Below are 24,860 nucleotides of genomic sequence, written 5' to 3' on the forward strand. Positions count from 1 at the left end.
GGAACGCCACGGCCCGGCTCTTGGGTACACCGGCTCAGCGGGCACCGAGGAGGTGTTCGAGGGCGAGCTGGTCCAGGTGCTCGAAGGCCATGCCGTGGCGGGCGGCGGCGTCGACGTCGAATGCTTCGAAGGCGGTCGGGTCGGCCAGCAGCCCGGCCAGGCCGTCCGCGGCGGTGGGGAGGGCCAGTTCGGGCAGCCGGGAGGCGGCGAGCGCGGCCCGGACCTCCGGATCGGTCCGGAAGGCGCGGGCGCGCTCCGCCAGGAGCAGGTAGTTGCGCATGCAGCCGGCCGCCGAAGCCCAGACGCCGGCGGAGTCCTCGGTGCGCGGCGGCTTGAAGTCGAAGTGACGGGGGCCGTCGTAGCCGGCCGACTCCAGCAGGTCGACCAGCCAGAAGGCCTGGCGCAGGTCGCCCGCACCGAAGCGCAGGTCCTGGTCGTACTTGATGCCCGTCTGGCCGTTGAGGTCGATGTGGAACAGCTTGTCGTGCCACAGGGCCTGGGCGATGCCGTGCGGGAAGTTCAGCCCGGCCATCTGCTCGTGGCCGACCTCCGGGTTGAGGCCGACCCGCTCGGGCCGCTCCAGCTCGTTGATGAACGCCAGGGCGTGGCCGATGGTGGGCAGCAGGATGTCGCCGCGCGGCTCGTTGGGCTTGGGTTCGATCGCGAAGCGCAGGTCGTATCCCTGGTTCTCGACGTACTCGCCCAGCAGGTCGAAGGCCTCCTTCAGTCGGTCGAGGGCGGAGCGCACGTCCTTGGCCGCGCCCGACTCCGCGCCTTCGCGGCCGCCCCAGGCGACGTAGACCGAGGCGCCGAGTTCCACGGCCAGGTCGATGTTGCGGATCGTCTTGCGGAGCGCGTACCGGCGTACGTCCCGGTCGTTCGCGGTGAAGGCGCCGTCCTTGAACACCGGGTGGGTGAAGAGGTTGGTGGTGGCCATCGGGACCTTCAGCCCGGCCGTGTCGAGTGCGGTGCGAAAACGCTTGACCGCCTGCTCGCGGGCGGCCTCGCCGGCGCCGAAGGGGATCAGGTCGTCGTCGTGGAACGTGACGCCGTAGGCGCCGAGCCCGGCCAGCCGCTCCACGCTCTCGACCGGGTCGAGGGCGGGTCGGGTGGCGTCGCCGAAGGGGTCCCGGCCCTGCCAGCCGACGGTCCACAGGCCGAAGGTGAACCTGTGCGCGGGGGTGGGGACGAGCGGGTCGCTGGTCATGAGGCGCTCCGGATCTGGGCCGAGGACTATTTGTAATGGCGAAAAACAAATTAGTATGCGGACACGCCAGAAGGAACCCCACCGGAGGAACGCATGTCTGCTCAGCGTGTCGTGATCGGTGTCGACAGCTCGACCCAGGCCACCAAGGCCCTCGCCGTCGACCTGGACACCGGCGCCGTCCTGGGCGAGGGCCGCGCCGCTCACGCCGTCAGCGCGGGCGCCGGACGCGAGAGCGACCCCGAACAGTGGTGGCGGGCGCTCGGCGAGGCCATGACGGGCACCGGCCGGGCCGATCGCGCCGCCGCCTGCTCGATCGCCGGCCAGCAGCACGGCCTGGTCACCCTCGACGCGGCCGGACGGCCGGTGCGCCCGGCACTGCTCTGGAACGACGTCCGCTCCGCCCCGCAGGCCGCCGAACTCGCGGCCGCGTTCGGCGCGGCAGAGCTCGCCCGCCGCACCGGAAGCGTCCCCACGGCCGCCTTCACGGCCGCCAAGTGGGCCTGGCTGCACACGAACGAGCGTGCCGCCGCCGACCGCGTCGCAGCCGTCCGGCTTCCCCACGACTTCCTGACGGAGCGGCTGACCGGTGAGGCGGTGACGGACCGCGGGGACGCGTCGGGAACCGGCTGGTGGGGCCCGGACGGCTACGACCAGGACGTCCTCGGCCGGATCGGCCTCGACCCCGGGCTGCTGCCGCAGGTCCTGGCGCCGGGAGCCCGGGCAGGCGTCGTCCGGGCCGGGATGCCGCTGCGCGAGGGCGCACTGGTGGCGACCGGGACCGGCGACAACATGGCCGCCGCCCTCGGCCTGGGCCTGCCCCCCGGACGTCCGGTGCTGAGCCTCGGTACCTCCGGCACCGTCTATGCCGTCGGCCGGACCCGGCCCGCCGACCCGAGCGGAACCGTCGCCGGCTTCGCCGATGCCCTCGGCGGCTGGCTGCCGCTCGCCTGCACGCTCAACTGCACCCTCGCCGTCGACCGCTTCGCCGCCCTCGTCGGCCGCGACCGCGAGGACGTCGAGAGCGGCGGCACGGTGGTGGTGCTTCCCTACCTGGACGGCGAGCGCACCCCCGACCTCCCGGGCGCTTCCGGCCTGGTCCACGGCCTGCGCCACGACACCACCCCGGGCCGGCTGCTCCAGGCCGCCTACGACGGAGCCGCCCACGCCCTGCTCGCGGCCCTGGACGACGTGCTGCGTGCCGGAGGCGAGAGCCCCGCCCCCGACGAACCACTGCTGCTGATCGGCGGCGGAGCTCGCGGCAGGGCCTGGCAGAGGACGGTCCTACGACTGTCCGGACGAGCGGTCCAGGTGCCCGAAGCCCGGGAACTGGTCGCGCTCGGGGCCGCCGCCCAGGCCGCCGCACTGCTCACCGGTGAGCCCGCCGACGCCGTCGCCCGGCGCTGGCGGACCGCAGAGGGCCGGGTACTGGAGCCCGTACCCCGTGACGACGACACGCTCGAACGGATCACCAGTACGCTGCGGCGGGCGCGGGCCCTGCAGGAGGTCCCGCCGGGAGAACGATAGGAGGGTCGGGTCGATGACGGGGACCGGCAGGGCGAGCGGCGGCATGGAAGTCGAGCCCGCCTCGCAGCAGGGGATGCGCCGGCGGAACCTCGCGGTGGTGATCGGCGTGGTCGCCGCGCACGGACCGCTCTCCCGGGCGGACGTGGCCGGGCACACGGGCCTGACCAGGCCGGCCGTCTCCTCCATGGTCGACGAGCTCATTGGCCGGGGAGCGCTGACCGAGACGGAGACCGCGCCCAGCGGACGGGTCGGCCGTCCCGGACGGGCGCTGGCCCTGAACGACCGGGGTCCCGCGGGCCTCGGCCTGGAGATCGGCGTCACCCATCTCGCCGCGTGCGTCGTGGACCTGCGCGGTGAACCCCGGGTCTGGCGTCGCGTGGAGCGGGCCAACGCGGGCCGGCCGGCCGGAGAGGTGCTGGCGGAGGCCGCCGCGCTGGGCGCCGAAGCGGAGTCCGAGGCCGCGGCCCTCGGCCTGCGCGTCGAGGGACGCGTCCTGGCCGTGCCGGGGGTGGTGCCGAACGAGCCGGGCGGACTGGTCGCGAACGCTCCCAACCTCGGCTGGCAAGCCGTCCGCCCCGCCGACCACTGGCCCGACCCCGATACCGCGCCCGAGCCGGAGAACGAAGCCAACCTCGGGGCGCTGGCCGAGCAGTGGCACCGGGGCAACCCCGCCGAGACCTTCGTACACGTCTCCGCCGAGGCCGGAATCGGCGCCGCACTGGTCATCGGCGGGCAGCTGTTCCGGGGCGCCCGCGGCTTCGCGGGCGAACTCGGGCACCTGCCCGTCCACCCGGAGGGCGCCCCTTGCGCCTGCGGGGCACGCGGCTGCCTGGAGCAGTACGCGGGCGAAGCGGCCGTACTGCGCGAGGCCGGGCTGGGACACGTCGGCGACCCGGTGGCCCTGCTCGCCGAGCGGGCAGCCGCCGGGGACGCCGCGACCCTGCGCGCCCTGGACCGCGCAGGGCGGGCCCTGGGCCTCGCCCTGACCTCGGCGGTGAACCTGATCGACCCGGACGGCCTCGTGCTGGGCGGCGCCTACACCGAACTCGCCGACTGGCTCCTCCCGTCGGTACGCGCCGAACTGGCGGCGAGGGTCACCGTCCGGCCCTGGAACCCGGAGGCGGTACGCCCCTCCGCCCTGGGGCGCCGCGGACCGGTCCTGGGTGCGGCATGGTCGACGGTCCAACAGATCATCGCCGACCCCACCCGCCTGCCCATCCGCTGACTTGTGCTGTGACCGGAAAGGCTCACCGTGCCAGGACGCCCGGCCGGCCCGGCGCCGGGCGTGATCGAACACGTACAGCTGCCCCAGATCGACCCAGCAGTGGAATCTGGGCGCCCGCCCGCACCCGGACATGGGGTCCGGTGCGCACCACGGCTGCTGGAGGACGCCGCCGCGCATGACCGCCACGCGGCCGAGAGACCTGGCCTCGGGTTGATCGTGCGTCACATGCACGGTGGTGACGCCCAGTTCGGCGGTCAGCCGGGAGATCACGGCCCGCAGATGGCCGCGCGGCTTCGAGTCCAGACTCGAAAGCGGCTCGTCCCCCATCCCCGCCAACCCCAGCTCCGGGCGGATCGTTATGAGTCGTTCCATTGCGTTGCGCGACGTCAGCAAGAGCTGCGGGCCGGGACTCCCACGCCGTCGAGCCCTTCTCCCTCACCGTGGAACCCGGGCAGCCCGCAAGGGCCTGCCCGGCCTCTACGCGTCCATCCGTCACCCGCTCTCCCGGAACCCCGGGCGGCGTCGTTACGGGTGACGGCGGGAGGCCCCGGGCTTCGAGCGGTTCACAGCCCCAGTGCCAGCCGGTAGTACGCCTGGTTCCAGCGGAGATCGCGCCGGAACTGCCTCGGGGCGGTGGTCTCGTCGATGAGGGCGAGTTCCAGGCGGAGCATTTCCGCTAGGTCGTCGAGGTGGTCGGAGGTCAGGGCGGTGCTGAGGACGGTGTGGTGCGGTCCTCCGGCCGTCAGCCAGGATTCGGTGGAGGTCCGCAGGTCGGGGCGGGGCCGCCAGACCGCGCGGGCAACGGGCAGGGCGGGCAGCGGGTGAGGGGGCGCCACCACGTCGATGTCGTTGGCGATCAGGCGGAAGCGGTCGCCGAGGTCGGCGAGCCCGACCACCACGGCCGGGCCGGGGGCCGCGTCGAACACCAGGCGCACCGGGTCCTCCCGCCCGCCGATGCCGAGGGGGTGGATCTCGCAGCTGGGCCTGGCGGCGGCGATGGTGGGGCAGACTTCCAGCATGTGCGCACCGAGGATGAGCTCGTTGCCGGGTGTCAGGTCGTAGGTGTAGTCCTCCATGAAAGAGGTGCCGCCCGGGAGGCCGGCGGCAGCCACTTTGAGGGCGCGCAGCAGGACGGCGGTCTTCCAGTCGCCCTCTCCTCCGAAGCCGTACCCCTGGGCCATGAGCCGCTGCACGGCGAGGCCGGGCAGCTGGCGCAGTCCGCCCAGGTCCTCGAAGTTGGTGGTGAAGGCTCCGAAGCCGCCCGTTTCGAGGAAGGTGCGCAGGCCGGCTTCGATGCGGGCCGCGTAACGCAGCGCGTCGTGCCGTTCGCCGCCCGGTCGCAGTTCCGGCGCCAGGTCGTACAGGTCGGCGTACTCCTCGACGAGGGAAGCCACCTCGGTCTCGTCCGCGCCGTCGACGACCTCCACCAGGTCGTTGACGCCGTAGGTGTTGACGGAGACGCCGAAGCGCAGCTGGGCCTCGACCTTGTCGCCCTCGGTGACGGCCACGTCGCGCATGTTGTCGCCGAAGCGGGCGACCTTGAGGGTGGCCAGTTCGGATCTTGCGGCGGCCGCCCGCGCCCAGACCGCGACGCGTGCGCTCGTCATCGGATCGGTGACGTGGCCGGCTACGGTCTTGCGGGGTACGCCGAGACGGGTCTGGATGTGCCCGAACTCGCGGTCTCCGTGGGCGGCTTGGTTGAGGTTCATGAAGTCCATGTCGATGGTGTCCCAGGGCAGGGCCACGTTCGACTGCGTGTGGAGGTGCAGCAACGGCTTGCGTAGCGCGTCCAGTCCGGCGATCCACATCTTGGCCGGCGAGAAGGTGTGCATCCAGGCGATGAGCCCGATGCACCGGTCGTCGGCGTTCGCGTCGAGGCACACCCGGCGGATGGCGTCGGCGTCGGTCAGTACCGGCTTCCACACCACACGCGCGGGAATGCCGGAGGCGTCGGCCAGCGCGGTGGCTATCTGCCGCGACTGTTCGGCGACCTGCTTCAGTGTCTCCTCCCCGTACAGGCCTTGGCTGCCGGTGAGGAACCAGATCTCCTGGGCGGGGAATGTTCGGCTGGGCACATGGACTCCTGAAGGTGACGTCCCGCAGCGCTGGCGAGGGCGGCGCGCGGGTGGGGATTCGGGAACGAAAACGGGGGCGGGGGTCAGCCCGCGGTGTGGGTCGTGTCGCGGATGTGCCTCAGGCGGTGCAGCAGGCCATCAGTGGCGAAGTGGTCGTGCAGGAGCCGGTATTCGGCGAAGAGGGCGTCGTAAGCGTCGGCCCGGGAGGCGTCGGGCAGGTAGACGGCCGGCAGTCGGCGCCCCATGGCGGCGGTGGCCGTCCGTACGTCGCTGTGCGCGCCGGCGGCTACGGCGGCGTGGATGGCCGACCCGAGGGCGGGGCCCTGGTCGGACGCCGCGAGGGAGACGGGGCGGCGCAGCACGTCGGAGTAGATCTGCATCAGCAGTTCGTTCTTGGCCAGTCCGCCGGCGACGATGAACTCGTGGACCGGTACGCCGCCTGCTTCCAGGGTCTCCACGATGACGCGGGTGCCGAACGCGGTGGCTTCGAGCAGTGCGCGGTAGACGTCCTCGGGGCGGGTCGCGAGGGTGAGACCCACGATGACTCCGGAGAGGTGGTGGTCGACGAGGACCGAACGGTTGCCGTTCAGCCAGTCGAGGGCGACCAGTCCGTGTCCGCCGACCGGCTGGCCGGCGGCCTTCCGGGTCAGCAGGGTGTGCAGGTCCTCGCCGCGGTCGGCGGCCTCGGCGAGGTAGTCCGACGGGACGCCTTGGTCCAGTACCCAGGCGAAGATGTCGCCGACCGCGCTCTGGCCGGCCTCGTAGCCGTAGGTTCCCTCGACGATCCCGCCGCCCACGACACCGCAGATGCCGGGGACGTCGGCAAGGACGGGGGCGTTCACGACGTGGCAGGTGGAGGTCCCCATGATGGCGAGCAGTTGTCCGTCCTCGACGGCCTGGGCCGCCGCCGCGGTGACATGGGCGTCGACGTTGCCCGCGGCCACGGCGATGCCGGGGCGCAGCCCTGTCCACGCTGCCGCCACCGTACTGAGCGAGCCCACTCGTGAGCCCAGAGCGGAGAGGGGGAATTCGAGGCGGGTGCGTGCGAAGTCGGCGAACCGGGGGTTCAGCGCGGCCAGGTACTCCTCGCTCGGGTAGGCGCCGTCCTGGTGGATGCCCTTGTATCCGGCGGTGCAGGCGTTGCGGGACTCGGTTCCGGTGAGCTGCCACACGATCCAGTCGGCGGCTTCGATCCACCGCGCGCAGCTTTCGTAGACGAGCGGATCCTCCTCCAGGACCTGGAGCGCCTTCGCGAACTGCCACTCGGCGGAGATCCGGCCGCCGTAGCGGGCGATCCACTTCTCCCCACGGGCGTGGGCGAGTTCGTTGATGCGGTCGGCATGGGACTGGGCGGAGTGGTGCTTCCACAGCTTGGGCCACGCGTGCGGCCGTCCGGCGAGCTCGGTCTCGGCGAGGGGAGTCCCGTCGGCCAGCGTGGGCAGGACGGTGCAGGCGGTGAAGTCGGTGGCGATGCCGATCACCGCGGCGGGATCGATCCCCGCCGCCGCCAGGGCCTGCGGGACGGCGTGACGCAGTACGTCCCGCCAGTCCTGGGGGTGTTGCAGGGCCCAGTCCGGAGGCAGCGGCGCACCGCCGTGCGGCAGGTACCGGTCGATGACGCCGTGCCGGTAGGCGTGGACCGCCGCGGCCAGTTCCTGACCGTCGCGAACCCGCACCACCACGGCGCGGCCCGACAGCGTGCCGAAGTCGACGCCGACCGTGTACTGCTCCGATTCCTCGGAAGGAGGGGTGGGCGCGAGGAGATGGGGTGACGTCAACAGAGTGCCTTTCGAAGGAGCCGTGGGCGGCACGCGGCGCGGCCCGGCAGCCGGAGATGCCGTCCCGACCATCCTGGCGGTCGGCGGAGGATCCGATGAGCTTGCAGTGTGAGCGCTAACAATGTCGATAGGCAAGAGGTCTGCGTGGATCATGTGGGAGGCCCCCTTGGCCCGGCGGCCTTCGCATACGGGGCCTCGCCTTGATGTTTGGTTGATTCGGGGCGGGTTGAGGTCTCCGATTCGAGTAGCGGGGTCGATGGTCGCGCGAACGGACGGAGTCCGCCTTGTTGCCGCACGTGACGCGGTAACGGACAGGTAACGCGTGCAAAGGGGTTGAGAACCCAGCTTGTTAGCGCTCACAATGCGACGGCGCCCCCTCAAGGGCATCCCGCTCCTGTCGCCCCGCCCCCGGCCCCGCCACGCTCCTGACCGCGGGCACAGCCCGGCACCGGCCGTGTGGAGCCTCATCCGTAGCCCCCGAAAGGACACCCGTCATGGCTCGCAGAGCAGCCCTCGTCCTCACCGTCGCCCTTCTCGCCTCCTCGGCGCTGACCGCCTGCTCGACCGAGGGCCCCGCCTCCGCCCCGGCCTCCGGGGCCAAGACGGGCTCCGGCGGCACGATCACCATGGGCTTCGCCCAGGTCGGCGCCGAGAGCGGTTGGCGTACCGCCAACACCAAGTCCGTCCAGGAGGCGGCGAAGAAGGCCGGGATCGAACTCAAGTTCTCCGACGCGCAGCAGAAGCAGGAGAACCAGATCAAGGCGATCCGCACCTTCATCCAGCAGAAGGTCGATGTGATCGCCTTCTCGCCGGTCGTGGAGTCCGGCTGGGACACGGTGCTCAAGGAGGCCAAGGACGCGGGCATCCCGGTCATCCTCACCGACCGGGCCGTGGACACCAAGGACACCTCCCTCTACAAGACCTTCCTGGGCTCGGACTTCGTCAAGGAGGGCAAGTCCGCGGGCGAGTGGCTGACCGGCGCGTACGCGAACGAACAGGGCCCGGTCAACATCGTCGAGCTCCAGGGCACCACGGGCTCAGCACCCGCCAACGACCGCAAGGCCGGCTTCGCCGATGCCATCCGTGCCGACGGCAAGTTCAAGATCGTCGCTTCGCAGACGGGCGACTTCACCCGCGCCAAGGGCAAGGAGGTCATGCAGGCGTTCCTGAAGTCCCAGAAGGACATCGACGTCCTCTACGCCCACAACGACGACATGGCCCTCGGCGCCATCCAGGCCATCGAGGAGTCCGGCAAGAAGCCCGGTACGGACATCAAGGTGATCTCGGTGGACGGAATCAAGGACGCCTTCGTCGCCATGACCGAGGGCAAGATCAACGTCGTGGTGGAGTGCAACCCGATGCTCGGCGACCAGCTGATGGAGCTGGCCAAGAAGGTCGTGGCGGGGGAGAGCGTGCCGACCCGGGTCGAGACCCAGGAGGGCGTCTTCCCGCAGGACAAGGCCGCGGCCGCCCTGCCGTCCCGGAACTACTGACGCGACAGGTTTTGGTGCCGGAGGAGGCCCGGCTCCGGTGCCTCCTTCACCCTCCGGAGCCCGCTCCACCACCCCACACATGAGAGGAGGGCGGATGACGCATCCGTCCACCCCGCCGGCCACGGGCGCCGGCGGCCCGCGGCCGGTCCTGGAAGCCCACGACATCCGCAAGCGGTTCCCGGGCGTGCTCGCCCTCGACGGAGTCGCCCTGCGGCTCTTCCCCGGTGAGGTGCACGCCCTGATGGGCGAGAACGGCGCCGGGAAGTCCACCTTGATCAAGGTGCTCACCGGTGTCCACCCCGCCGACGGCGGCGCCATCCTCGTGGACGGCCGGCCCCACGCGTTCACGGACCCCCTCCAGGCGCAACAGGCCGGAATCAGCACCGTTTATCAGGAGGTCAACCTCTGCCCGAACATCTCGGTGGCCGAGAACATCCTCATCGGGCGCGAACCGCGCCGGTTCGGTCTCATCCACTGGTCCGCGATGCGGCAGCGGGCGGCAGAGCTGCTGACGGAACTCGACCTCGATCTGGACGTCACCAGTCTGCTCGATTCGCACTCCCTGGCGGTGCAGCAACTGGTCGCCATCGTCCGGGCGGTGGACGTCTCGGCGAAGGTGCTCGTGCTGGACGAACCCACCTCCAGCCTGGATCGCGAGGAGGTCGCCCAGCTCTTCGCGTTGGTACGGCGCCTGCGGGACCGCGGTGTGGCCATCCTGTTCGTCACGCACTTCCTCGACCAGGTATTCGATCTCTGCGACCGCGTCACCATCCTGCGCAACGGCCGGCTGGAAGGCGAGTACCCGATCGGGGAACTCACGCCGGTGACGCTGGTACAGCGCATGATCGGCGGAGAACTGGCCACCCTCGACCAGCTGTCCGGCCGTGCCCACGAGGAAGCGGCCGAGCGGGCGGCCGGCGAGCCGTTCCTCCAGGCGCGACAGCTGACCCGTACGGGCTCGATCGAACCGTACGACCTCGACATCCATCCCGGCGAGGTCATCGGACTGGCCGGCCTCCTGGGCTCGGGCCGCACCGAGGTGGCGCGCCTCCTGTTCGGCGCGGACAGCGCGGACGCCGGAGAAGTGAGCATCGAGGGCGAGAAGGTGGTCCTGCGCAGCCCCCGCCACGCCATCGCCCGGGGCATCGCGTTCTGTTCCGAGAACCGCAAGTCCGAGGGACTGGTGGGCGAGCTCACGGTCCGCGAGAACATCGTCCTCGCCCTGCAGGCCGCCCGCGGCTGGACCAGGCCGCTGGCCCGTGCGAAACAGGACGAACTGGCGCGGCACTGGACAGAGGCCCTGGACATCCGCCCCGCCGACCCCGAAGCGCAGGTGCGCCACCTCAGCGGAGGCAACCAGCAGAAGGTCCTCCTCGCCCGCTGGCTGCTGACCGCACCCCGGCTCCTGATCCTCGACGAACCCACCCGGGGCATCGACATCGGGGCCAAGGCGGAGATCCAGAAACTCGTGGCCCGCCTGGCGGGCGAAGGCACCGCCGTGCTGTTCATCTCGGCGGAACTCGAAGAGGTCCTGCGCCTGAGCCACCGCATCGCCGTGCTCCGCGACCACCGCATGGTGGCCACCCTCGCGAACGACGACACCGTCACGCCCGAACGCCTCCTCACGACCATCGCCACCGGAACGGACTCATGACCACCCAGCCCGCCAAGTCCGAGGCGGCCGCCGCGATCGGGAGACGGCTGGCCGGCCACCGCCTGCTGTGGCCCGCGCTCATCCTGCTCGCCCTGCTCCTCGGCAACCTCGCGTTCCACCACGACTTCTTCTCCGTCCGCGTGCGCGACGGCCACCTCTACGGCAGCCTCATCGACATCCTCCAGTTCGGTGCGCCACTCATCCTGGTGGCGCTCGGCATGACCCTGGTCATCGCCACCCGCGGGATCGACCTCTCGGTGGGTTCCACCGTCGCCATCGCCGGCGCCCTCGCCTGCGGGCACATCTCCACCGCCGCGCATCCCGGCAGCGTCGCCACCCTGCTCACGGCCGTCGCCCTCGCGCTCGGCGTCGCCCTCGTACTGGGCCTGGCCAACGGCTTCCTGGTGTCCGGGCTGGGCGTGCAGCCCATCGTGGCCACCTTGATCCTCATGGTCGCGGGCCGCGGCGTCGCCCAGCTGATCACGGGCGGTCAGATCGTCACGGTGACCAGCGCCCCCTACAAAATGATCGGCGGGGGCTACTGGCTGACCTTCCCGTTCGCCGTCCTCCTTGCGGCAGCCCTCGTCGCGCTCACCGCCCTCGTCACCCGCCGCAGCGCACTCGGCATGCTGATCGAGTCCGTCGGCGGCAACCCCGCCGCGAGCCGCCTGGTCGGCATCCGGGCAGGCGGTCTCCTCGCCCTGGTCTACGTCTTCAGCGCGCTGTGCGCGGCCGTCGCCGGGTTGATGATCAGCTCCAACGTCTCCAGCGCCGACGGCAACAACGCCGGCCTGTGGATCGAACTCGACGCGATCCTCGCCGTCGTCGTCGGCGGCACCGCACTGACCGGAGGACGCTTCTCCCTCGGCGGCACCGTCCTGGGCGCCCTGATCATCCAGACCCTCTCCACCACCGTCTACACCCTCGGCGTCCCACCCGAGACCACCCTCGTCTTCAAGGCCTTCGTCGTCATCGTCGTCTGCCTCGTGCAGTCCCCGGTCTTCCGGTCCAAGGTCCTGCGCCGCCGCGGGGCGGCCACTCCCCGATCCCACACCCCGGCGGGCGCCGCCCCGCAGCAGCAGGAGGTACGCGCATGAGTACCGGCATCGCGAGCGTCGCCGCGCACCTCACCCGCCCCTTCGCGACCGTGTCCCCGCGCACCCGCACCCGTATCCCACTGATCGTCACAGCCGTCCTGCTGGCCGTCATGTTCAGCGTCGGATCGGTGCGCTACGAGGGCTTCCTCTCCGCGCAAGTCGTACTGAACCTGCTGATCGACAACGGATTCCTCCTGGTCGTCGCGGTCGGGGCGACCTTCGTCATCCTCACCGGCGGCATCGATCTGTCCGTCGGCTCCATGGTGGCCCTGTCGACCATGCTCACCGCCTGGCTGGTCGAGTCGCACGGCTGGCCCCTGGCCACCGTCATCCCCCTGGTCCTGCTCGTCGGCGCCGGGAGCGGGACGCTCATGGGCTGGATCATCCACACCTTCGAGATCCAGCCGTTCATCGTCACCCTGGCCGGCATGTTCCTCGCCCGCGGGCTCTGCTACACGATCAGCACCGAATCCATCACGATCAGCGACCCCACGACGGCGGGAATCGCGCAGACCCGGCTGTACGGCCCGGGAGGACTGTTCGTCTCGATCCCGGTGGTCATCGCCCTGGCCGTGCTGGTGATCGCCTTCGTCGTCCTGCACCACACGCGCTTCGGCCGCAACGTGTACGCGCTGGGCGGCAACGAGTCCTCCGCTCGGCTGATGGGTCTTCCGACGGGCTCCACCAAGATCGCCGCATACGCCGTCAGCGGCCTGTGCTCCGCACTCGGCGGCCTGCTGCTGACCTTTTACATGCTCTCCGGCTACGCCCTCCACGCCATGGGCATGGAACTCGACGCGATCGCAGCCACCGTGATCGGCGGCACGCTGCTGACCGGCGGTTCCGGCTTCGTCCTGGGCACCGCCCTCGGCGTGCTCGTCCTCGGCATGATCCAGACGGTCGTCAACTTCCAGGGCACGCTCAGCTCCTGGTGGACCCGGATCGTCATCGGTGCCCTGCTGCTCGTGTTCATCGTGCTGCAACGCCTGATGAGCGGCCGCCGCCCCGCCGCCGACTGACTCCGGCTCCGCAGCCCACCCGCCCGTGCCACCGCGTTCGCGTGCCGCGATCACAGCTTGGTCCCGGCGCGCATCCGGTGGACCGACTTCCAGGGAATGCCGTCATGGAACACGCCTACGAATCTGTCGACCAGGCCGCCGAGCCCGGGCAGACGGCCGCCTGTCCGCGGACGGCCCGCCCCCTGCGTCTGGACGATGGCGGAACGGGGGAGAGGTGGCGGTTCGGCTTCCCCGGCCGGGCCCGTGCCGAGGTCCACACGCGCGGCGCCCGGCTCCGTTCACTGATCCTGCCGGACCGCTGGGGCCACACCGCTGACGTGGTGCTCGCGCCCCGCGACCCCGCCGCCTGCGAGGGTTCCGCACGCTACTTCGGTGCGACGGTGGGCCGCTACGCCAACCGCATCGCACGCGGCGGGCTCGTAGTCGACGGCGTCACCCACCGGCTCGCCACCCAGGAGACCGGGCACACATTGCACGGTGGTCCCGACGGGTTCGACCAGCGCCTGTGGCGGTGCGAACCCTTCCACTCGGCGCACCGCACCGGTGTCCGTCTGTTCCTGCACAGCCCCGACGGCGACCAGGGATTCCCCGGTGCCCTGAACGTGCGCCTCACCTACACGCTGGACCGCGACGACAACCTGACGATGTCGTACCAGGCGGTCGCCGACGCCCCGACGATCGTCAACCTCACCAACCACGCCTACTGGAACCTCGAAGGGGAGGGGCGCGGCAACGTCCTGGCCCACCACCTCCAGGTCGCGGCCCCCCTCTACACCCCTGTCGACGCCGAGTTGATCCCCGACGGCTCCCACCGCCCGGTCAGCGACACCCCGTTCGACCTCCGTCGGCACCGGCGTCTCTCCGACGCCTTGACCCATACGGATGCGCAACTGGTCCTCGCCGGCGGAGGCTTCGATCACAATTGGGTCCTCGGCGACGCCCGGCGAGACAGTCCTCGTAAGGCCGCTGTGCTGTACGCCCCCGCATCCGGCCGCCGCATGGAGGTGCGCACCACGGAACCGGGCATCCAGGTCTACACCGCGCAAGGCCTGACCGGTGACATCACGGGCAAGGCAGGCAGGCCGTACCACGCCTACGCGGGGGTCGCGCTGGAGACCCAGCACTTCCCGGACTCCCCGAACCGTCCCGACTACCCGACGGTCGTCCTGCGCCCGGGCGAGCTGTACCGGTCGACCACGATCCACAGTTTCACCACGGTCGCCGCCTGAGAGGGGTGGCGGCGGCCGTAGCCGCTGTCCGGTGCCGGGGGGCACCGGACAGCGGCTTTGGTGCCTGCGCCCGGTTTCCCGCGTACGAAGGTGCCCCCGGGGCCCGGGCTCCTGCGAGAGGGGTCAACCGCCGGGCATGTGGGGGTCATTCGCCGGGGGGAGCGATCCTGCGGGCCGTGCTGGCGCGCACGATGAGCTCGGGCGCCACCACCAGGTGGGTCGACTCGTCGGTCCTGCCCTCGATGTGGTCCAGGAGCAGCCCGATGCTGTCGCGGCCGAGCGAGGCGAAGTCCTGGCGGATCGTCGTCAGCGGGGGCGGGAAGAACTCCGCCTCGGGGATGTCGTCGAAGCCGGCGACCGCCACGTCCTCGGGCGTCCGCAGGCCCGCTTCCCGCAGGGCCCGTAGGACACCGAGGGCCATCTGGTCGTTGGCGACGAACACCGCGGTGAGGCCGGCTCCCTGCCCTCGTGATGCCAGGACCCGCCCCGCCAGCTGCTGGCCGGCCTGGTATCCCGACAGTGGACTCCAGTCGCCTCGCAGCACGGGCGGCACCTCGGCGCCGGCATCGCGCAGCGCGTCCTCCCACCCCTGTGTGCGGGCCTCGCTCTCGAGCCAGTCGGGGGGGCCCGCCACGTGCCACACCGTGGCGTGGCCCGACGCGAGAAGGTGCTCCGTGATCATGCGGGCACCGAGGTTCTGGTCCAGCGACACCCCCGGCAGGTCGAGGGTGTGGCCGCCTTCCACGGTGACCACGGGGCACGGTGCCTCCAATGCCGCCAGGGCGCGCACCGCGGCGCGTTGCGGAGTGACGGCGACGATGCCCTCCACGCCCCATCCGGCGAGGTGCTGCATGGCCTCGGCGAGAGCCGTCTGCGTGGCGGTCCGAAGCGTGACGGCGGACGTCAGGTAGCCGCGGTCCCGAGCGGCCTCCTGCACTCCCGCCACGGTGCTGGCGGGGCCGTGCAGAGTGGTGTTCACCGCGATGACGCCCAGCGTGTGGGTCCGGCGGGTGGCCAGAGCCCTGGCCGCCGAATTGCGGCGGTACCCCAGCTGCTCGATGACCTGAGTCACCGCGGCCCGGGTCTTGGCGCTGACGTTCGGGTGGTCGCTGAGCACCCGCGAAACGGTCTGATGGGACACGCCGGCGACGCGCGCGACGTCCGTCATCGTGGGCGCTCGCGAGACGTCTGGGAGCTGGGTCAACTCTCTTCCTTTCCTCATCGAGCGGCCTTCCCTCAAGGTACCGAACCAGCCGCGGCCCGCACACATCTCGGACCGACCGGAGGATTGTCGACCAGGTGTAGATGTTGGCGTTCACATTATGCAGCGTTGATCGCTTGTTGCGGGCAGGAATCTGCTCGTACCTCTTGAGATTGCAGCTTGTTAGCGCTCACAATCTGATCGGGGCCGCCCAGGTAGGCCAGTCGCGATGCCTGCTGCGCCCCGATCGGTCCAGCCCACTCATGCGCGACCGCGGGGCCTGCCGGACAGTGGTCCCGGAGAAACCCGCCGCGCATGCCGGAGAGACGGTGAGAGCGTAGTGAGCGAGAACTTCCTGGGGGACCTCCGTCGTGAGGTCCTCGCGGCCAACCTGCGCATCCCGGAGGCCGGTCTCGCCACCCTCACCTGGGGAAACGTCAGCGGAGTGGACCGGGAGGCCGGCGTCTTCGTCATCAAGCCGTCCGGGGTCTCCTACGCCGACCTCGCCGAGGAGGACCTGGTGGTGGTGGCGCTGGAGGACGGGCGGGTAGTCGAGGGGCACCTGAGGCCGTCCACCGACACCGAAACCCACCGGTGCCTCTACCGGGCCTTCCCCTCCATCGGGGGCGTCACCCACACGCACTCGACGCACGCCGTCGCCTTCGCCCAGGCGCGCCGCCCGATCCCCGTACTCGGCACGACGCACGCCGACACCTTCAACGGGCCCGTTCCCGTGACGGAGGACCTCACCGCCGAGCAGTGCGCGCGGGACTACGAGTACAACACCGGACAGGTGATCGTCGCCCGGCTCGACGGCGACCCCCGGCGGGCCGACGAGGTCCCCGGAGCGCTCGTCTCACGACACGGACCCTTCACCTGGGGTGCCACCGCGAAGGCGGCGCTGGAGAACGCCGTCGTCTGCGAGGCCGTGGCGGAGATGGCACTGCACACGCTGGCGCTGGGGTCCCGTCTCGGGGAAGCCTCCGAACCGCCGAAGCACCTGCTGGACCGGCACTTCACCCGCAAGCACGGACCGGACGCCTACTACGGCAACGCCCCTCACACCCCGAACATCTGAAGCCGCCGTCGTGGCAGTCGGCCCGCCTCGGCGAAAGGCGGGTCAACTCCCTCTTGGTTCAGGCATCTTGACGGTGCAGTCCGGCGCCTGGCTTCATTGGGAGCGCTCCCACTCCGCCCCCCACCCCCCGAGGAAGGCTTCACTGTGCCTCCTGTCACCTCCGCCCGCGGCGTGCCACGTCGCGCGGCCGCCGTGCTCGCCGGCCTCGCGCTGGCCGCTGGCGGCCTGTCCGCGACCGCCCTGACCGTTCCGGTCGCGGCTGCCGCCACCGTGGCAGCCGCTGCCGACACGCCCGTCCGGGTCAACCAGCTCGGCTACCTGCCCGACGGCCCCAAGCGGGCCACCGTGGCCAGCTCCGCGACCGCCCCGCTCGCCTGGCAACTGCGCGACGCCTCCGGCGCGGTGGCCGCCTCGGGCGCCACCACGGTGCGCGGCGCCGACCAGGCGTCCGGCCAGTCCACGCACCTGGTGGACTTCGGCGCGTACACCGGCACCGGCACTGGCTACACCCTGGTCGTCGGCGGCCAGACCAGCCACCCCTTCGACATCTCCGCATCGCTGTACGACGGACTGCGCGCCGACAGCATGTCGTTCTTCTACCAGCAGCGCAGCGGTATCGCGATCGACGCCGCCCTGGCGGGCGGCAGCGCGTACGCCCGCCCCGCCGGGCACCTGGGCGTCGCCCCGAACAAGGGCGACACCGGCGTCCCCTGCCAGGCCGGGGTGTGCGACTACCAACTGGACGTGCGCGGCGGCTGGTACGACGCGGGCGACCAGGGCAAGTACGTGGTCAACGGGGGAATCTCCGTCTGGGAGATGGTCAACTCCTTCGAAAGGGCCCGCCGTTCGGGCGGCGACGCGGCGCTCGGCGACGCGACGCTGAGGGTGCCGGAGCGCGGCAACGGGACGCCGGACGTGCTGGACGAGGCCCGTTGGGAACTGGAGTTCCTGCTGCGGATGCAGGTCCCGGCCGGGAAGCCGATGGCCGGGATGGCCTTCCACAAGATGCACGACGCCAAGTGGACTGCCCTGCCGACCCGGCCCGAACTCGACTCCGAACAGCGTGAGTTGCACAAGCCGTCGACCGCCGCGACGCTGAACCTGGCGGCCTCGGCCGCGCAGTGTGCCCGGGTGTACGCGCCGTACGACGCCGCGTTCGCCGCGCGCTGCCTGGACGCGGCCCGCCGCGCCTGGACGGCCGCCAAGGCCAACCCGAACGTGCTCGCCCTGGCGAGCGACAACACCGGCGGCGGTGCGTACGAGGACGCCGACGTCTCCGACGAGTTCTACTGGGCGGCGGCGGAACTCCTGGCCACCACGGGCGAGTCCCAATACCGGGACGCCGTCACCTCTTCCCCGCACCACACCAAGCCCGTCGACGCGTTCTGGTGGGGCGGCACCGCGACGCCCGGCCGCATCACCCTCGCCACGATCCCCGGCGTGACCCTGCCCGCCGACGACGTGTCCCGGCTGCGCGGCCTGCTGACCACGGCGGCCGATGGCCACCTGTCCACCATGTCCGGACAGGGCTACGCGGTGCCGCTCCCCGCCACCGGGTACGTGTGGGGCTCCAACAGCTCAGTCACCAACAACGCGATGGTGCTGGCCGTCGCGTACGAGATCACCGGGCAACAGCGTTACCGGGCCGGAGCGTTGGAGTCCCTGGACTGACTGCTCGGCCGCAACGCGCTCGACCTCTCCTACATCACCGGCTACGGCGACCGCTACTCCGAGAACCAGCACCACCGGTTCTGGGCGCATCAGAACGACGCCTCGCTGCCGCACCCGCCGGCCGGTTCCTTCGCGGGAGGGCCGAACGCCAGGCTGGAGGACCCGGTGGCCAAGGAGAAGCTGGCGGGCTGCGCACCGGCGGCGTGCTACGTGGACGACATCGGCTCGTACTCCACCAACGAGGTGGCCATCAACTGGAACGCCTCGCTGGCCTGGCTGGCGGCCTTCGCGGCTGAGCGGCGCAGCGCTCCGGCGGTGCCCGTGGTCCAGGTCGCACCGGCGGCCGTGACGGTCCCGGAGGGCGGCTCGGCGCCGGTGGGCGTGCGGCTCTCGGCCGCGCCCACGCAGAACGTGACGGTGACGGTGGCCCGGAACTCCGGCGACGAAGACCTGTCGGCAGCCGCGACCTTGGTGTTCACCCCGGCCGACTGGGCGACGGCGCAGCAGGTTTCGGTCCTCGCCGCGCAGGACGCCGACGCGTCGTCGGGCAGCGCGACGTTCACGGTCGGTGGTCCTGGAGTGCAGTCGGCGACGTTCACGGCGACGGAGGCGGACGACGACGCGTCGGCGGCTTCCTGCGCGGTGGCGTACCGGATCGACAACGCCTGGGGCAACGGTTTCACGGCGACGGTGACGGTGAAGAACACCGGAGCCTCGGCGATCTCCGGGTGGACCCTCGGCTGGAGCTTCGCGGGCGATCAGCGGATCACCAACGGCTGGAACGCCACGGTGAGCCAGTCGGGCAGCACGGTCACCGCCCGGGACGCCGGGTGGAACGGCACGCTGGCACCCGGCGGCAGCGTGAGCTTCGGCTTCCAGGCGACGTACTCGGGTACCAACGCGATCCCGGCGCGCTACACGCTGGGCGGTGCACTCTGCTCCTGAAAGCTCGTCATGCTCCGTCCGCCCGCCGACCAGGTGCAGAGGGCGGAGCGCGTCGGACAGACGGCGGAGTGGAGCCAGGATCATCCTGGCTCCACTCCATGGTGCGGGGCGTGTCACTACGGGAACTGTGCCCCTTGGCCAGGGCAGGTCGTCAGGTGCGGGTCCAGCGCTGGTTGCTGCCGTTCGAGCAGGAGTAGAGCTGGATCAGGGTGCCGTTGGCGGTGTTGTTGCCGGCGGCGTCGAGGCAGAGGCCGGACTGGACTCCGACGATGGATCCGTCGGAGTTGAGGCGCCATTTCTGGTTGTCGCCACCCCAGCAGCTGTAGATCTGGACCTTGGTGCCGCTGCCGGTGCCGGCGGCGTCCAGGCACTTGTTGCCGTAGACCCTGAGCTCGCCTGCGGCGGTGTGCGACCACTGCTGGTTGGTGCGGTTGTTGCAGTCCCACAGGTTGAGCTGGGTGCCGTCGGTGGTGCTGGCACCGGGCACGTCCAGGCAGCGGCCCGACCCGACGCCCTTGATCTGTCCAGAACCGGGCGAAGGGGTCGGAGTGGGAGTAGAGGATCCGGCGTTGAGTGCGTTGAGGACGGAGGAGTAGGCGGCCTTCTTGCTGCCGTCACCGTTGAACAGCAGCGGCGAGTGCTCCGGTCGCCAGGAGTCGGTGTCGCGCACCCCCCAGACGGTGATGCCGAGGCAGCGCGGGACGGCCAGGCAGTCGTTGGTCACGTTGGCGTAGGTCGTGCCCGAGGCGCCCTGGATGTCGAGCTCCGTGACGGCCACATCGACGCCGAGGGCGGCGAAACTCTGCAGGGTGGTACGGAAGTTGCTGTTGTAGGGGCTGTCGCTGTTGAAGTGCGACTGGAAGCCGACGCAGTCGATCGGTACGCCGCGCTGCTTGAAGTCCCGGACCATGGCGTACATGGCCTGGGTCTTGGCCCAGGTCCAGTTCTCGACGTTGTAGTCGTTGTAGCAGAGCTTGGCGGCCGGGTCGGCGGCGCGCGCGGTGCGGAAGGCGACCTCGATCCAGTCGTTGCCGGTCCGCTGCAGGTTGGAGTTGCGCCGGGCTCCCGAAGTGCCGTCCTCGAAGGCCTCGTTCACGACGTCCCACTGGCCGATCTTGCCCTTGTAATGGGCCATCACGCCGTTGATGTGGCTGGTCATCGCCTGGCGCAGCGTGCTGCCGCTGAGGTTCTGCATCCAGCCGGGCTGCTGGGAGTGCCAGGCCAGGGTGTGGCCGCGTACCTGCTTGCCGTTCTGCACCGCCCAGTTGTAGACGCGGTCGCCGGCGGCGAAGTTGAACTGGCCCTGCTGGGGTTCGGTGGCGTCGATCTTCATCTCGTTCTCGGGCGTCACCGAGTTGAACTCGCGGCCGGCGATCGTCGTGTACGCCGAGTCGCCCAGCCTGCCCGAGGCGATGGCGGTACCGAAGTACCGGCCGCTCTGCGCCGCCGCGCTGCCGAGCGTGCTCTCGGCGGCGTGTGACGTCGGCGCCACCAGCGCGGCGGCCGCACCGAGGACGCCGACGACCAGGGCCGCACACAGGCCGCCGGTCTTCCGGCGGACGGTGGGTGGGGGAATGGCTTGTGAGCCCATGAATGAGCCTCCAGAAAGAAATCGCGGAAGGGTTGGATCGCGGCATGGTGAATCCGCGTGAACGACGCCCGCGTCCATGGGAAAGGGACGCTCATGAGCGCGTAGAGATCCGAGGACGGCGCCCGGAACCGGACACGGACGGGCCACACCGCCTCGCCCATCAGTCTGGAAACCCAGCCGAAACAAGTCAAGAGTTTCGAAAGCATTTCGATAATCTGTCTCTCGGGGGCGCTTAGTGGTCCCTTTTCATTGAATTGTCCTCATCGAAAGTATTTCGATGAGGACAATTCAATCGGGATCTGACGGAAAGCTGTAAACGAGCATTTCCTTCAGTCGGCATCGCCGGTAATGGCGGCCTGGTCACGGCGGCCTAGGTCAGCGCACGCCCGTGTTGAACCCCAGTGCGGGGTTGGCGTTCCGGACGAGGGACTTGGCCTGCTCCGGCCACCACACGCCGGCCGCGGGATCGACGATGCCGTACTCCGGGTCGATGGTGCCGCCCGGGATGCCGCGGTTGCACTGGCCGTCGGACTGACCAACCGTCTTGATCCACAGGTAGGCGTCGACGAGCGGGACGCCGGTGTTCGCGGTCGGCCGGTCGCCGACGCCGCGACCCGGGGCGTTGCACCAGGTTTGCGGGTCGCCGCTGTACTTGCCCGCGGGCGGGGTCCAGGCGCCCTGGCCGTTGCGGCTCGTGTCGACGACCAGGTGGGTGAGCTCCTGCGTGGGCGGGGTACCGACGTTCTGCTGGAACCAGCGGTCGGTCCAGTGCCACGTGGACGGATCGTCCACGTTCACGGAGTTTCCCGGCTGCCCGTCGTTCGGCGCTGCGGGTGAGTAGTACTGGCTCGCGCACCAGTCGGCGTGCCCCCTGGCCCAGTCCGGGCCCTTGGTGGCGAACCACAGGCACTGGGAGACCCAGGTGCCGTAGTGGGTGGACAGGCCGGTGGCCAGATAGTTGGAGACGTTCAGCGAGAAGCCCTGGGTGCGGGTGACGCCGGCCTGGAGGAGGCGTTGTGCGATGTCGCCGACGCTGCGCCAGTGGCTGTTGCCGGCGTCCAGGTAGACGACGCTGTTCGGCTGCCGCCCCAGGGCGTCGATCGCGTGGTTGAGGTCGGCGAAGCGTCCTGTGGTGATCGCGCCGGTGGGGTCGCTGCCGGGACCGCAGTCGGAGGGGAGGTTGGCCAGCCCGTCCGGTTCGAGAATGACGACGGCCTTGCTGCGGCCGAGCCCCCGGGCGAAGGCGCTGATCCAGGCCTGGTACTCGGCGTCCGACTGCGCACCGCCGGAGGAGTACTGGGAGCAGTCGCGCAGCGGGATGTTGTAGGCCACCAGGACGGGAACCGTCCGGGTTCGCTCGGCTCGGCGCACCAGGTCGCGTACGCGGGATTCGACCTGCTCCGGGGTGCCGTCGGTGAACCAGGCAGCCTCTGGCCAACTGGCCAGCTTCGCCATGGACTTGGCGCCCTCGAAGTCCCGGTGAAGGAAGTCGGTGACGGCCTGGTGGGCTGCGTCGCTGTCGGGATCGACGTAGAAGCGGGTGTTCGTGGGAAGCGTGTGGGAGGCCGGCGCGGAGCTCGCCTCGGCAGAGGCCGGGGCGGCGGCGCCGAGGAGCAGCGCGAGCGCGCTCGCTGCCAGGGCTAATCGGTGCAGGGGGATGCGCACGGGGTTCCTTCGGTAGGGGTTCGGCCTTCGGCGAGGGAAGGGGGGTCAGTAGCCGTAGATCATCTTGTAGGCGACCTCCGGCAGGAACTGCCCGGCCGAGGAGCCGGCCCCGACGCCGCAGTTGCCGTCGGACTCGCCGGGGACCTTGATCCACAGCAGCATCTCGGCACCGCCGCCGCGCTGGCTGGGAGTGCCGATCCGGCGGCCTGCGGGGTTGCACCACTGGCCGTTGGAACCGTTGCCGTTGCGGCTGGTGTCGACGACGAACGGCTTGGTGTAGCCGTATGAGCCCAGGGCGGAGTTGACCGCATTGCCGTAGGAGGTGTTCTGGCCGGTGGTGAAGTAGTTGGAGACGTTCAGCACGAAGCCGCGTGCCCCGCCGACACCGGCGGCGGCGAGCTGGCGCGCCATGGTGGTGGCGTCGACCCAGCCGGGGTTCCCGGCGTCGAGGTAGACCCAGGTGTTGGGTGCCTTGGCCTTGAACTGGTCGATCGCGTTCTTCAGCATGGCGTTGCGCTCGGCGATCTGGGCGGCCGTCATGCAGCTCTCGTGGCCGAGCGCGTCGGGTTCGAGGACGACGACGGCCGGGCGGCTGCCGATGCCACTGGCGAAGGCGGCGATCCAGGCGTCGTACGCGGCGCGGCTCCCCGCGCCGCCGCCGGAGTGACCGGCGCAGATGTCCCGGTGGGGGATGTTGTACGCGACCAGGATCGGCAGCTTGTCGTAGGAGTCCGCGCGGCCGACGTAGGCGCCGGTTGCCGTGCCGATGTCGCCGCTCCAGTTCCCGAACCAGCGGGCTGCCGGGGTGTTGGCGATGGACGTCCGGATCGCCGCCGCCCGCCCGTCGCCGGGGTTCGCGTTGGTCCACCGCAGGGCGGAGTTGTCGGGGTCGGCGTAGAAGCCGCTGGTCATGGTGGTCGGGTCGGCGGCGTACGCCGGGCCCGCGTTGATCACGGCGAGGCCGGCGGCTAGGACACCGGCCAGCAGGGCGGATGTGGCTCGGACGGGCTTGCGCATGGTTCTTCCTCCGGTGGGGTGGGGAAGTGGAAGCGCTTCCAGTTTTGATGAGGGGCGGGACAGCGCTGATGGGATGATTGGGCGGGTCGTCAGGGTGTGTCAAGAGGTTGAACACGGAAGTACCGCTGGGGGCCGGTGGGGCGCGACAAGTTGGAAGCGCTACCAAATCGAGACCAACGGCATCGTCCGCGCGCAGGTCCGAAGTCGGGACGGCGCATGGAATCATGGCCGCTGTTGGCCGTCCGCGTGAGCGCGAGGAGCAGTTCTTCCATGGAGCCGTCACACAAGCGCATGCCGACTCTCGACGAGGTGGCCGCACGTGCCGGTGTGTCGCGCACTGCGGCCTCCCGGGTGATAAACAACGCCCCGCACGTCAGCCGCGCCAAGCGGGAGGCGGTCCAACGGGCGGTGCGCGAACTGGACTTCGTGCCCAACCCCTCCGCGCAGGCCCTCGCGAGCCGCAGGGTCGGAGCGGTGGTGCTGGCGGTCTCCAGCGACGAGCCGGGGCTGTTCGCGGATCCGTTCTTCGCGGAGGTCATCGTCGGCGTCAGCGCGGCGCTGGAGCAGACCGAACTGGAACTGATCCTGCTGCTGGCCAACACCCCGCGCGGCCGGGAGAGGTTCGAGCGGTTGCTGCGCTCCCGCCGGGCCGACGGCGTCATGCTGATGGCGCTGCGGGGCGACGATCCGCTGGGACGCCTGGGCGAGGAGGTCGATCTCCCCGTCGTCTTCGGCGGACTCCCGCTCACCGGCGAGCCCACCTGGTACGTGGACGCCGACAACCGGGGCGGCGCCCGCCTGGCCGCCGAGCACTTCGCGCGCACCGGCCGCCGACGCCCCGTCATGATCACCGGACAGGTGGACACCAGGGCCTCCGTCGCGCGGGAGGAGGGGTTCACCGACGGTCTGACGCTGTCCGGCCTGCCGCTGCTCGGTGTCGAGCCCGGGCAGTTCACCGAGGACGGCGGCGCCGAGGCGATGGAGCGACTGCTCCGGGCGCACCCCGATCCCGACGCGGTGTTCGCGGCCTCCGACGCGATGGCCATCGGCGCTCTGCGCACCTTGCGGGAACGGGGGCTCCGGGTTCCCGAGGACGTCGCGGTGATCGGCTTCAACGACCTGGCGAGCGCCCGGCACACCAGCCCGCCGCTGACCACGGTCCATCAGCCGGTGCGGGCGCTGGGCCAGGAGATGGCCAGGATGCTGGTCAGTGCCATCGAAGGACACCGCCCCACCCCGCTGATCCTCCCGACCCGCCTGACCGTGCGCGAGTCCGCCCCCGATCTGCCCGCGTCGGCCTGATCGGCGGGCGCTTCCGGCAGGGCCGGCCCGATCTGACGGGAGCGCCTCCCACTCGATTTCCCGTCGCCGCGATCGGCCTGCGGCGATCG

At 70.9% G+C, this 24,860-nt stretch carries 16 protein-coding genes and 2 pseudogenes; 10 read left to right on the forward strand and 8 right to left on the reverse strand.

Annotated elements, in window-relative coordinates:
* Window positions 1–34: 34 nt before the first annotated feature.
* Window positions 35–1,207, reverse strand: coding sequence for a xylose isomerase (xylA, locus tag DRB89_RS04445; protein ID WP_112447273.1), 1,173 nt, complete (start codon window positions 1,205–1,207; stop codon window positions 35–37).
* 93 nt (window positions 1,208–1,300) lie between these two features.
* Between xylA and xylB the strand changes: the two genes are divergently transcribed.
* Together xylB and DRB89_RS04455 are read left to right on the forward strand one after the other, a co-directional pair.
* Entirely contained in the window at window positions 1,301–2,731 is a 1,431-nt protein-coding gene (xylB, locus tag DRB89_RS04450) for a xylulokinase (protein ID WP_112447271.1), read from the forward strand.
* 13 nt (window positions 2,732–2,744) lie between these two features.
* Complete coding sequence (locus DRB89_RS04455) at window positions 2,745–3,956, forward strand: ROK family protein (protein WP_112447269.1); 1,212 nt, start codon at window positions 2,745–2,747, stop codon at window positions 3,954–3,956.
* A 153-nt stretch (window positions 3,957–4,109) separates the two neighbouring features.
* Here DRB89_RS04455 and DRB89_RS44220 read toward each other — a convergent pair.
* The 3 genes and pseudogenes from DRB89_RS44220 to araB all read right to left on the reverse strand — a co-directional run.
* Window positions 4,110–4,337 (reverse strand): annotated as a pseudogene (locus tag DRB89_RS44220) (sugar ABC transporter ATP-binding protein); the annotation flags it as partial.
* A 182-nt stretch (window positions 4,338–4,519) separates the two neighbouring features.
* Complete coding sequence (gene araA, locus DRB89_RS04465) at window positions 4,520–6,031, reverse strand: L-arabinose isomerase (RefSeq protein WP_112447267.1); 1,512 nt, start codon at window positions 6,029–6,031, stop codon at window positions 4,520–4,522.
* An 83-nt stretch (window positions 6,032–6,114) separates the two neighbouring features.
* Window positions 6,115–7,809 (reverse strand): ribulokinase, encoded by a 1,695-nt coding sequence (gene araB / locus DRB89_RS04470; RefSeq protein ID WP_112447265.1) that lies wholly within the window; start codon window positions 7,807–7,809, stop codon window positions 6,115–6,117.
* A gap of 494 nt (window positions 7,810–8,303) precedes the next feature.
* Here araB and DRB89_RS04475 point away from each other — a divergent pair, with 494 nt between their 5' ends.
* From DRB89_RS04475 to DRB89_RS04495, 5 genes are all read left to right on the forward strand, one after another.
* Window positions 8,304–9,302 (forward strand): ABC transporter substrate-binding protein, encoded by a 999-nt coding sequence (locus tag DRB89_RS04475; protein ID WP_112447263.1) that lies wholly within the window; start codon window positions 8,304–8,306, stop codon window positions 9,300–9,302.
* Between the two features lie 94 nt (window positions 9,303–9,396).
* The gene (locus tag DRB89_RS04480; RefSeq protein WP_112447257.1) at window positions 9,397–10,956 is read left to right on the forward strand and encodes a sugar ABC transporter ATP-binding protein; all 1,560 of its coding nucleotides are present in this window, start codon (window positions 9,397–9,399) and stop codon (window positions 10,954–10,956) included.
* Window positions 10,953–12,053 carry an ABC transporter permease gene (locus DRB89_RS04485; RefSeq protein WP_112447256.1) on the forward strand — a complete coding sequence of 367 codons (1,101 nt, stop codon included), beginning with the start codon at window positions 10,953–10,955 and terminating at the stop codon, window positions 12,051–12,053. The genes DRB89_RS04480 and DRB89_RS04485 overlap by 4 nt, the downstream gene beginning before the upstream one ends.
* Window positions 12,050–13,072, forward strand: a complete 1,023-nt coding sequence (gene yjfF / locus DRB89_RS04490; protein WP_204357650.1) for a galactofuranose ABC transporter, permease protein YjfF — start codon at window positions 12,050–12,052, stop codon at window positions 13,070–13,072. The genes DRB89_RS04485 and yjfF overlap by 4 nt, the downstream gene beginning before the upstream one ends.
* Window positions 13,073–13,176: 104 nt before the next feature.
* Window positions 13,177–14,301 carry an aldose epimerase family protein gene (locus DRB89_RS04495; RefSeq protein WP_112447254.1) on the forward strand — a complete coding sequence of 375 codons (1,125 nt, stop codon included), beginning with the start codon at window positions 13,177–13,179 and terminating at the stop codon, window positions 14,299–14,301.
* 145 nt (window positions 14,302–14,446) lie between these two features.
* Here DRB89_RS04495 and DRB89_RS04500 read toward each other — a convergent pair whose 3' ends face one another.
* A complete protein-coding gene (locus DRB89_RS04500) occupies window positions 14,447–15,505 on the reverse strand; it encodes a LacI family DNA-binding transcriptional regulator (RefSeq protein WP_112447253.1) in 1,059 nt (352 codons plus the stop codon).
* A gap of 337 nt (window positions 15,506–15,842) precedes the next feature.
* Between DRB89_RS04500 and araD the strand changes: the two genes are divergently transcribed.
* Complete coding sequence (gene araD / locus DRB89_RS04505; protein WP_112447251.1) at window positions 15,843–16,580, forward strand: L-ribulose-5-phosphate 4-epimerase AraD; 738 nt, start codon at window positions 15,843–15,845, stop codon at window positions 16,578–16,580.
* Between the two features lie 144 nt (window positions 16,581–16,724).
* Window positions 16,725–19,196, forward strand: a pseudogene (locus DRB89_RS04510) (glycoside hydrolase family 9 protein).
* Between the two features lie 151 nt (window positions 19,197–19,347).
* On the opposite strand, the gene DRB89_RS04515 reads toward DRB89_RS04510, so the two are convergent.
* The 3 genes from DRB89_RS04515 to DRB89_RS04525 all read right to left on the reverse strand — a co-directional run bounded on the left by DRB89_RS04515 (window position 19,348) and on the right by DRB89_RS04525 (window position 23,469).
* A complete protein-coding gene (locus DRB89_RS04515; RefSeq protein ID WP_112447249.1) occupies window positions 19,348–20,787 on the reverse strand; it encodes an endo-1,4-beta-xylanase in 1,440 nt (479 codons plus the stop codon).
* Between the two features lie 375 nt (window positions 20,788–21,162).
* Window positions 21,163–22,452 carry a glycoside hydrolase family 6 protein gene (locus DRB89_RS04520; RefSeq protein ID WP_112447247.1) on the reverse strand — a complete coding sequence of 430 codons (1,290 nt, stop codon included), beginning with the start codon at window positions 22,450–22,452 and terminating at the stop codon, window positions 21,163–21,165.
* 45 nt (window positions 22,453–22,497) lie between these two features.
* Window positions 22,498–23,469 (reverse strand): glycoside hydrolase family 6 protein, encoded by a 972-nt coding sequence (locus tag DRB89_RS04525; protein ID WP_112447245.1) that lies wholly within the window; start codon window positions 23,467–23,469, stop codon window positions 22,498–22,500.
* A gap of 270 nt (window positions 23,470–23,739) precedes the next feature.
* Here DRB89_RS04525 and DRB89_RS04530 point away from each other — a divergent pair, with 270 nt between their 5' ends.
* Window positions 23,740–24,771 carry a LacI family DNA-binding transcriptional regulator gene (locus DRB89_RS04530; RefSeq protein WP_112447244.1) on the forward strand — a complete coding sequence of 344 codons (1,032 nt, stop codon included), beginning with the start codon at window positions 23,740–23,742 and terminating at the stop codon, window positions 24,769–24,771.
* Window positions 24,772–24,860: the final 89 nt, after the last annotated feature.

Origin of the sequence: Streptomyces sp. ICC4 (assembly GCF_003287915.1) — a bacterium.
Taxonomy (GTDB): Bacteria; Actinomycetota; Actinomycetes; order Streptomycetales; family Streptomycetaceae; genus Streptomyces; species Streptomyces tritrimontium.

Coding starts and splice junctions, on each gene's coding strand:
- yjfF (WP_204357650.1), top strand. CDS start 12,050: ATGAGTACCGGCATCGCGAGCGTCGCCGCGCACCTCACCCGCCCCTTC.
- DRB89_RS04495 (WP_112447254.1), top strand. CDS start 13,177: ATGGAACACGCCTACGAATCTGTCGACCAGGCCGCCGAGCCCGGGCAG.
- DRB89_RS04480 (WP_112447257.1), top strand. CDS start 9,397: ATGACGCATCCGTCCACCCCGCCGGCCACGGGCGCCGGCGGCCCGCGG.
- DRB89_RS04525 (WP_112447245.1), bottom strand. CDS start 23,469: ATGCGCAAGCCCGTCCGAGCCACATCCGCCCTGCTGGCCGGTGTCCTA.
- xylA (WP_112447273.1), bottom strand. CDS start 1,207: ATGACCAGCGACCCGCTCGTCCCCACCCCCGCGCACAGGTTCACCTTC.
- DRB89_RS04475 (WP_112447263.1), top strand. CDS start 8,304: ATGGCTCGCAGAGCAGCCCTCGTCCTCACCGTCGCCCTTCTCGCCTCC.
- DRB89_RS04485 (WP_112447256.1), top strand. CDS start 10,953: ATGACCACCCAGCCCGCCAAGTCCGAGGCGGCCGCCGCGATCGGGAGA.
- DRB89_RS04530 (WP_112447244.1), top strand. CDS start 23,740: ATGGAGCCGTCACACAAGCGCATGCCGACTCTCGACGAGGTGGCCGCA.
- xylB (WP_112447271.1), top strand. CDS start 1,301: ATGTCTGCTCAGCGTGTCGTGATCGGTGTCGACAGCTCGACCCAGGCC.
- DRB89_RS04455 (WP_112447269.1), top strand. CDS start 2,745: ATGACGGGGACCGGCAGGGCGAGCGGCGGCATGGAAGTCGAGCCCGCC.
- DRB89_RS04515 (WP_112447249.1), bottom strand. CDS start 20,787: ATGGGCTCACAAGCCATTCCCCCACCCACCGTCCGCCGGAAGACCGGC.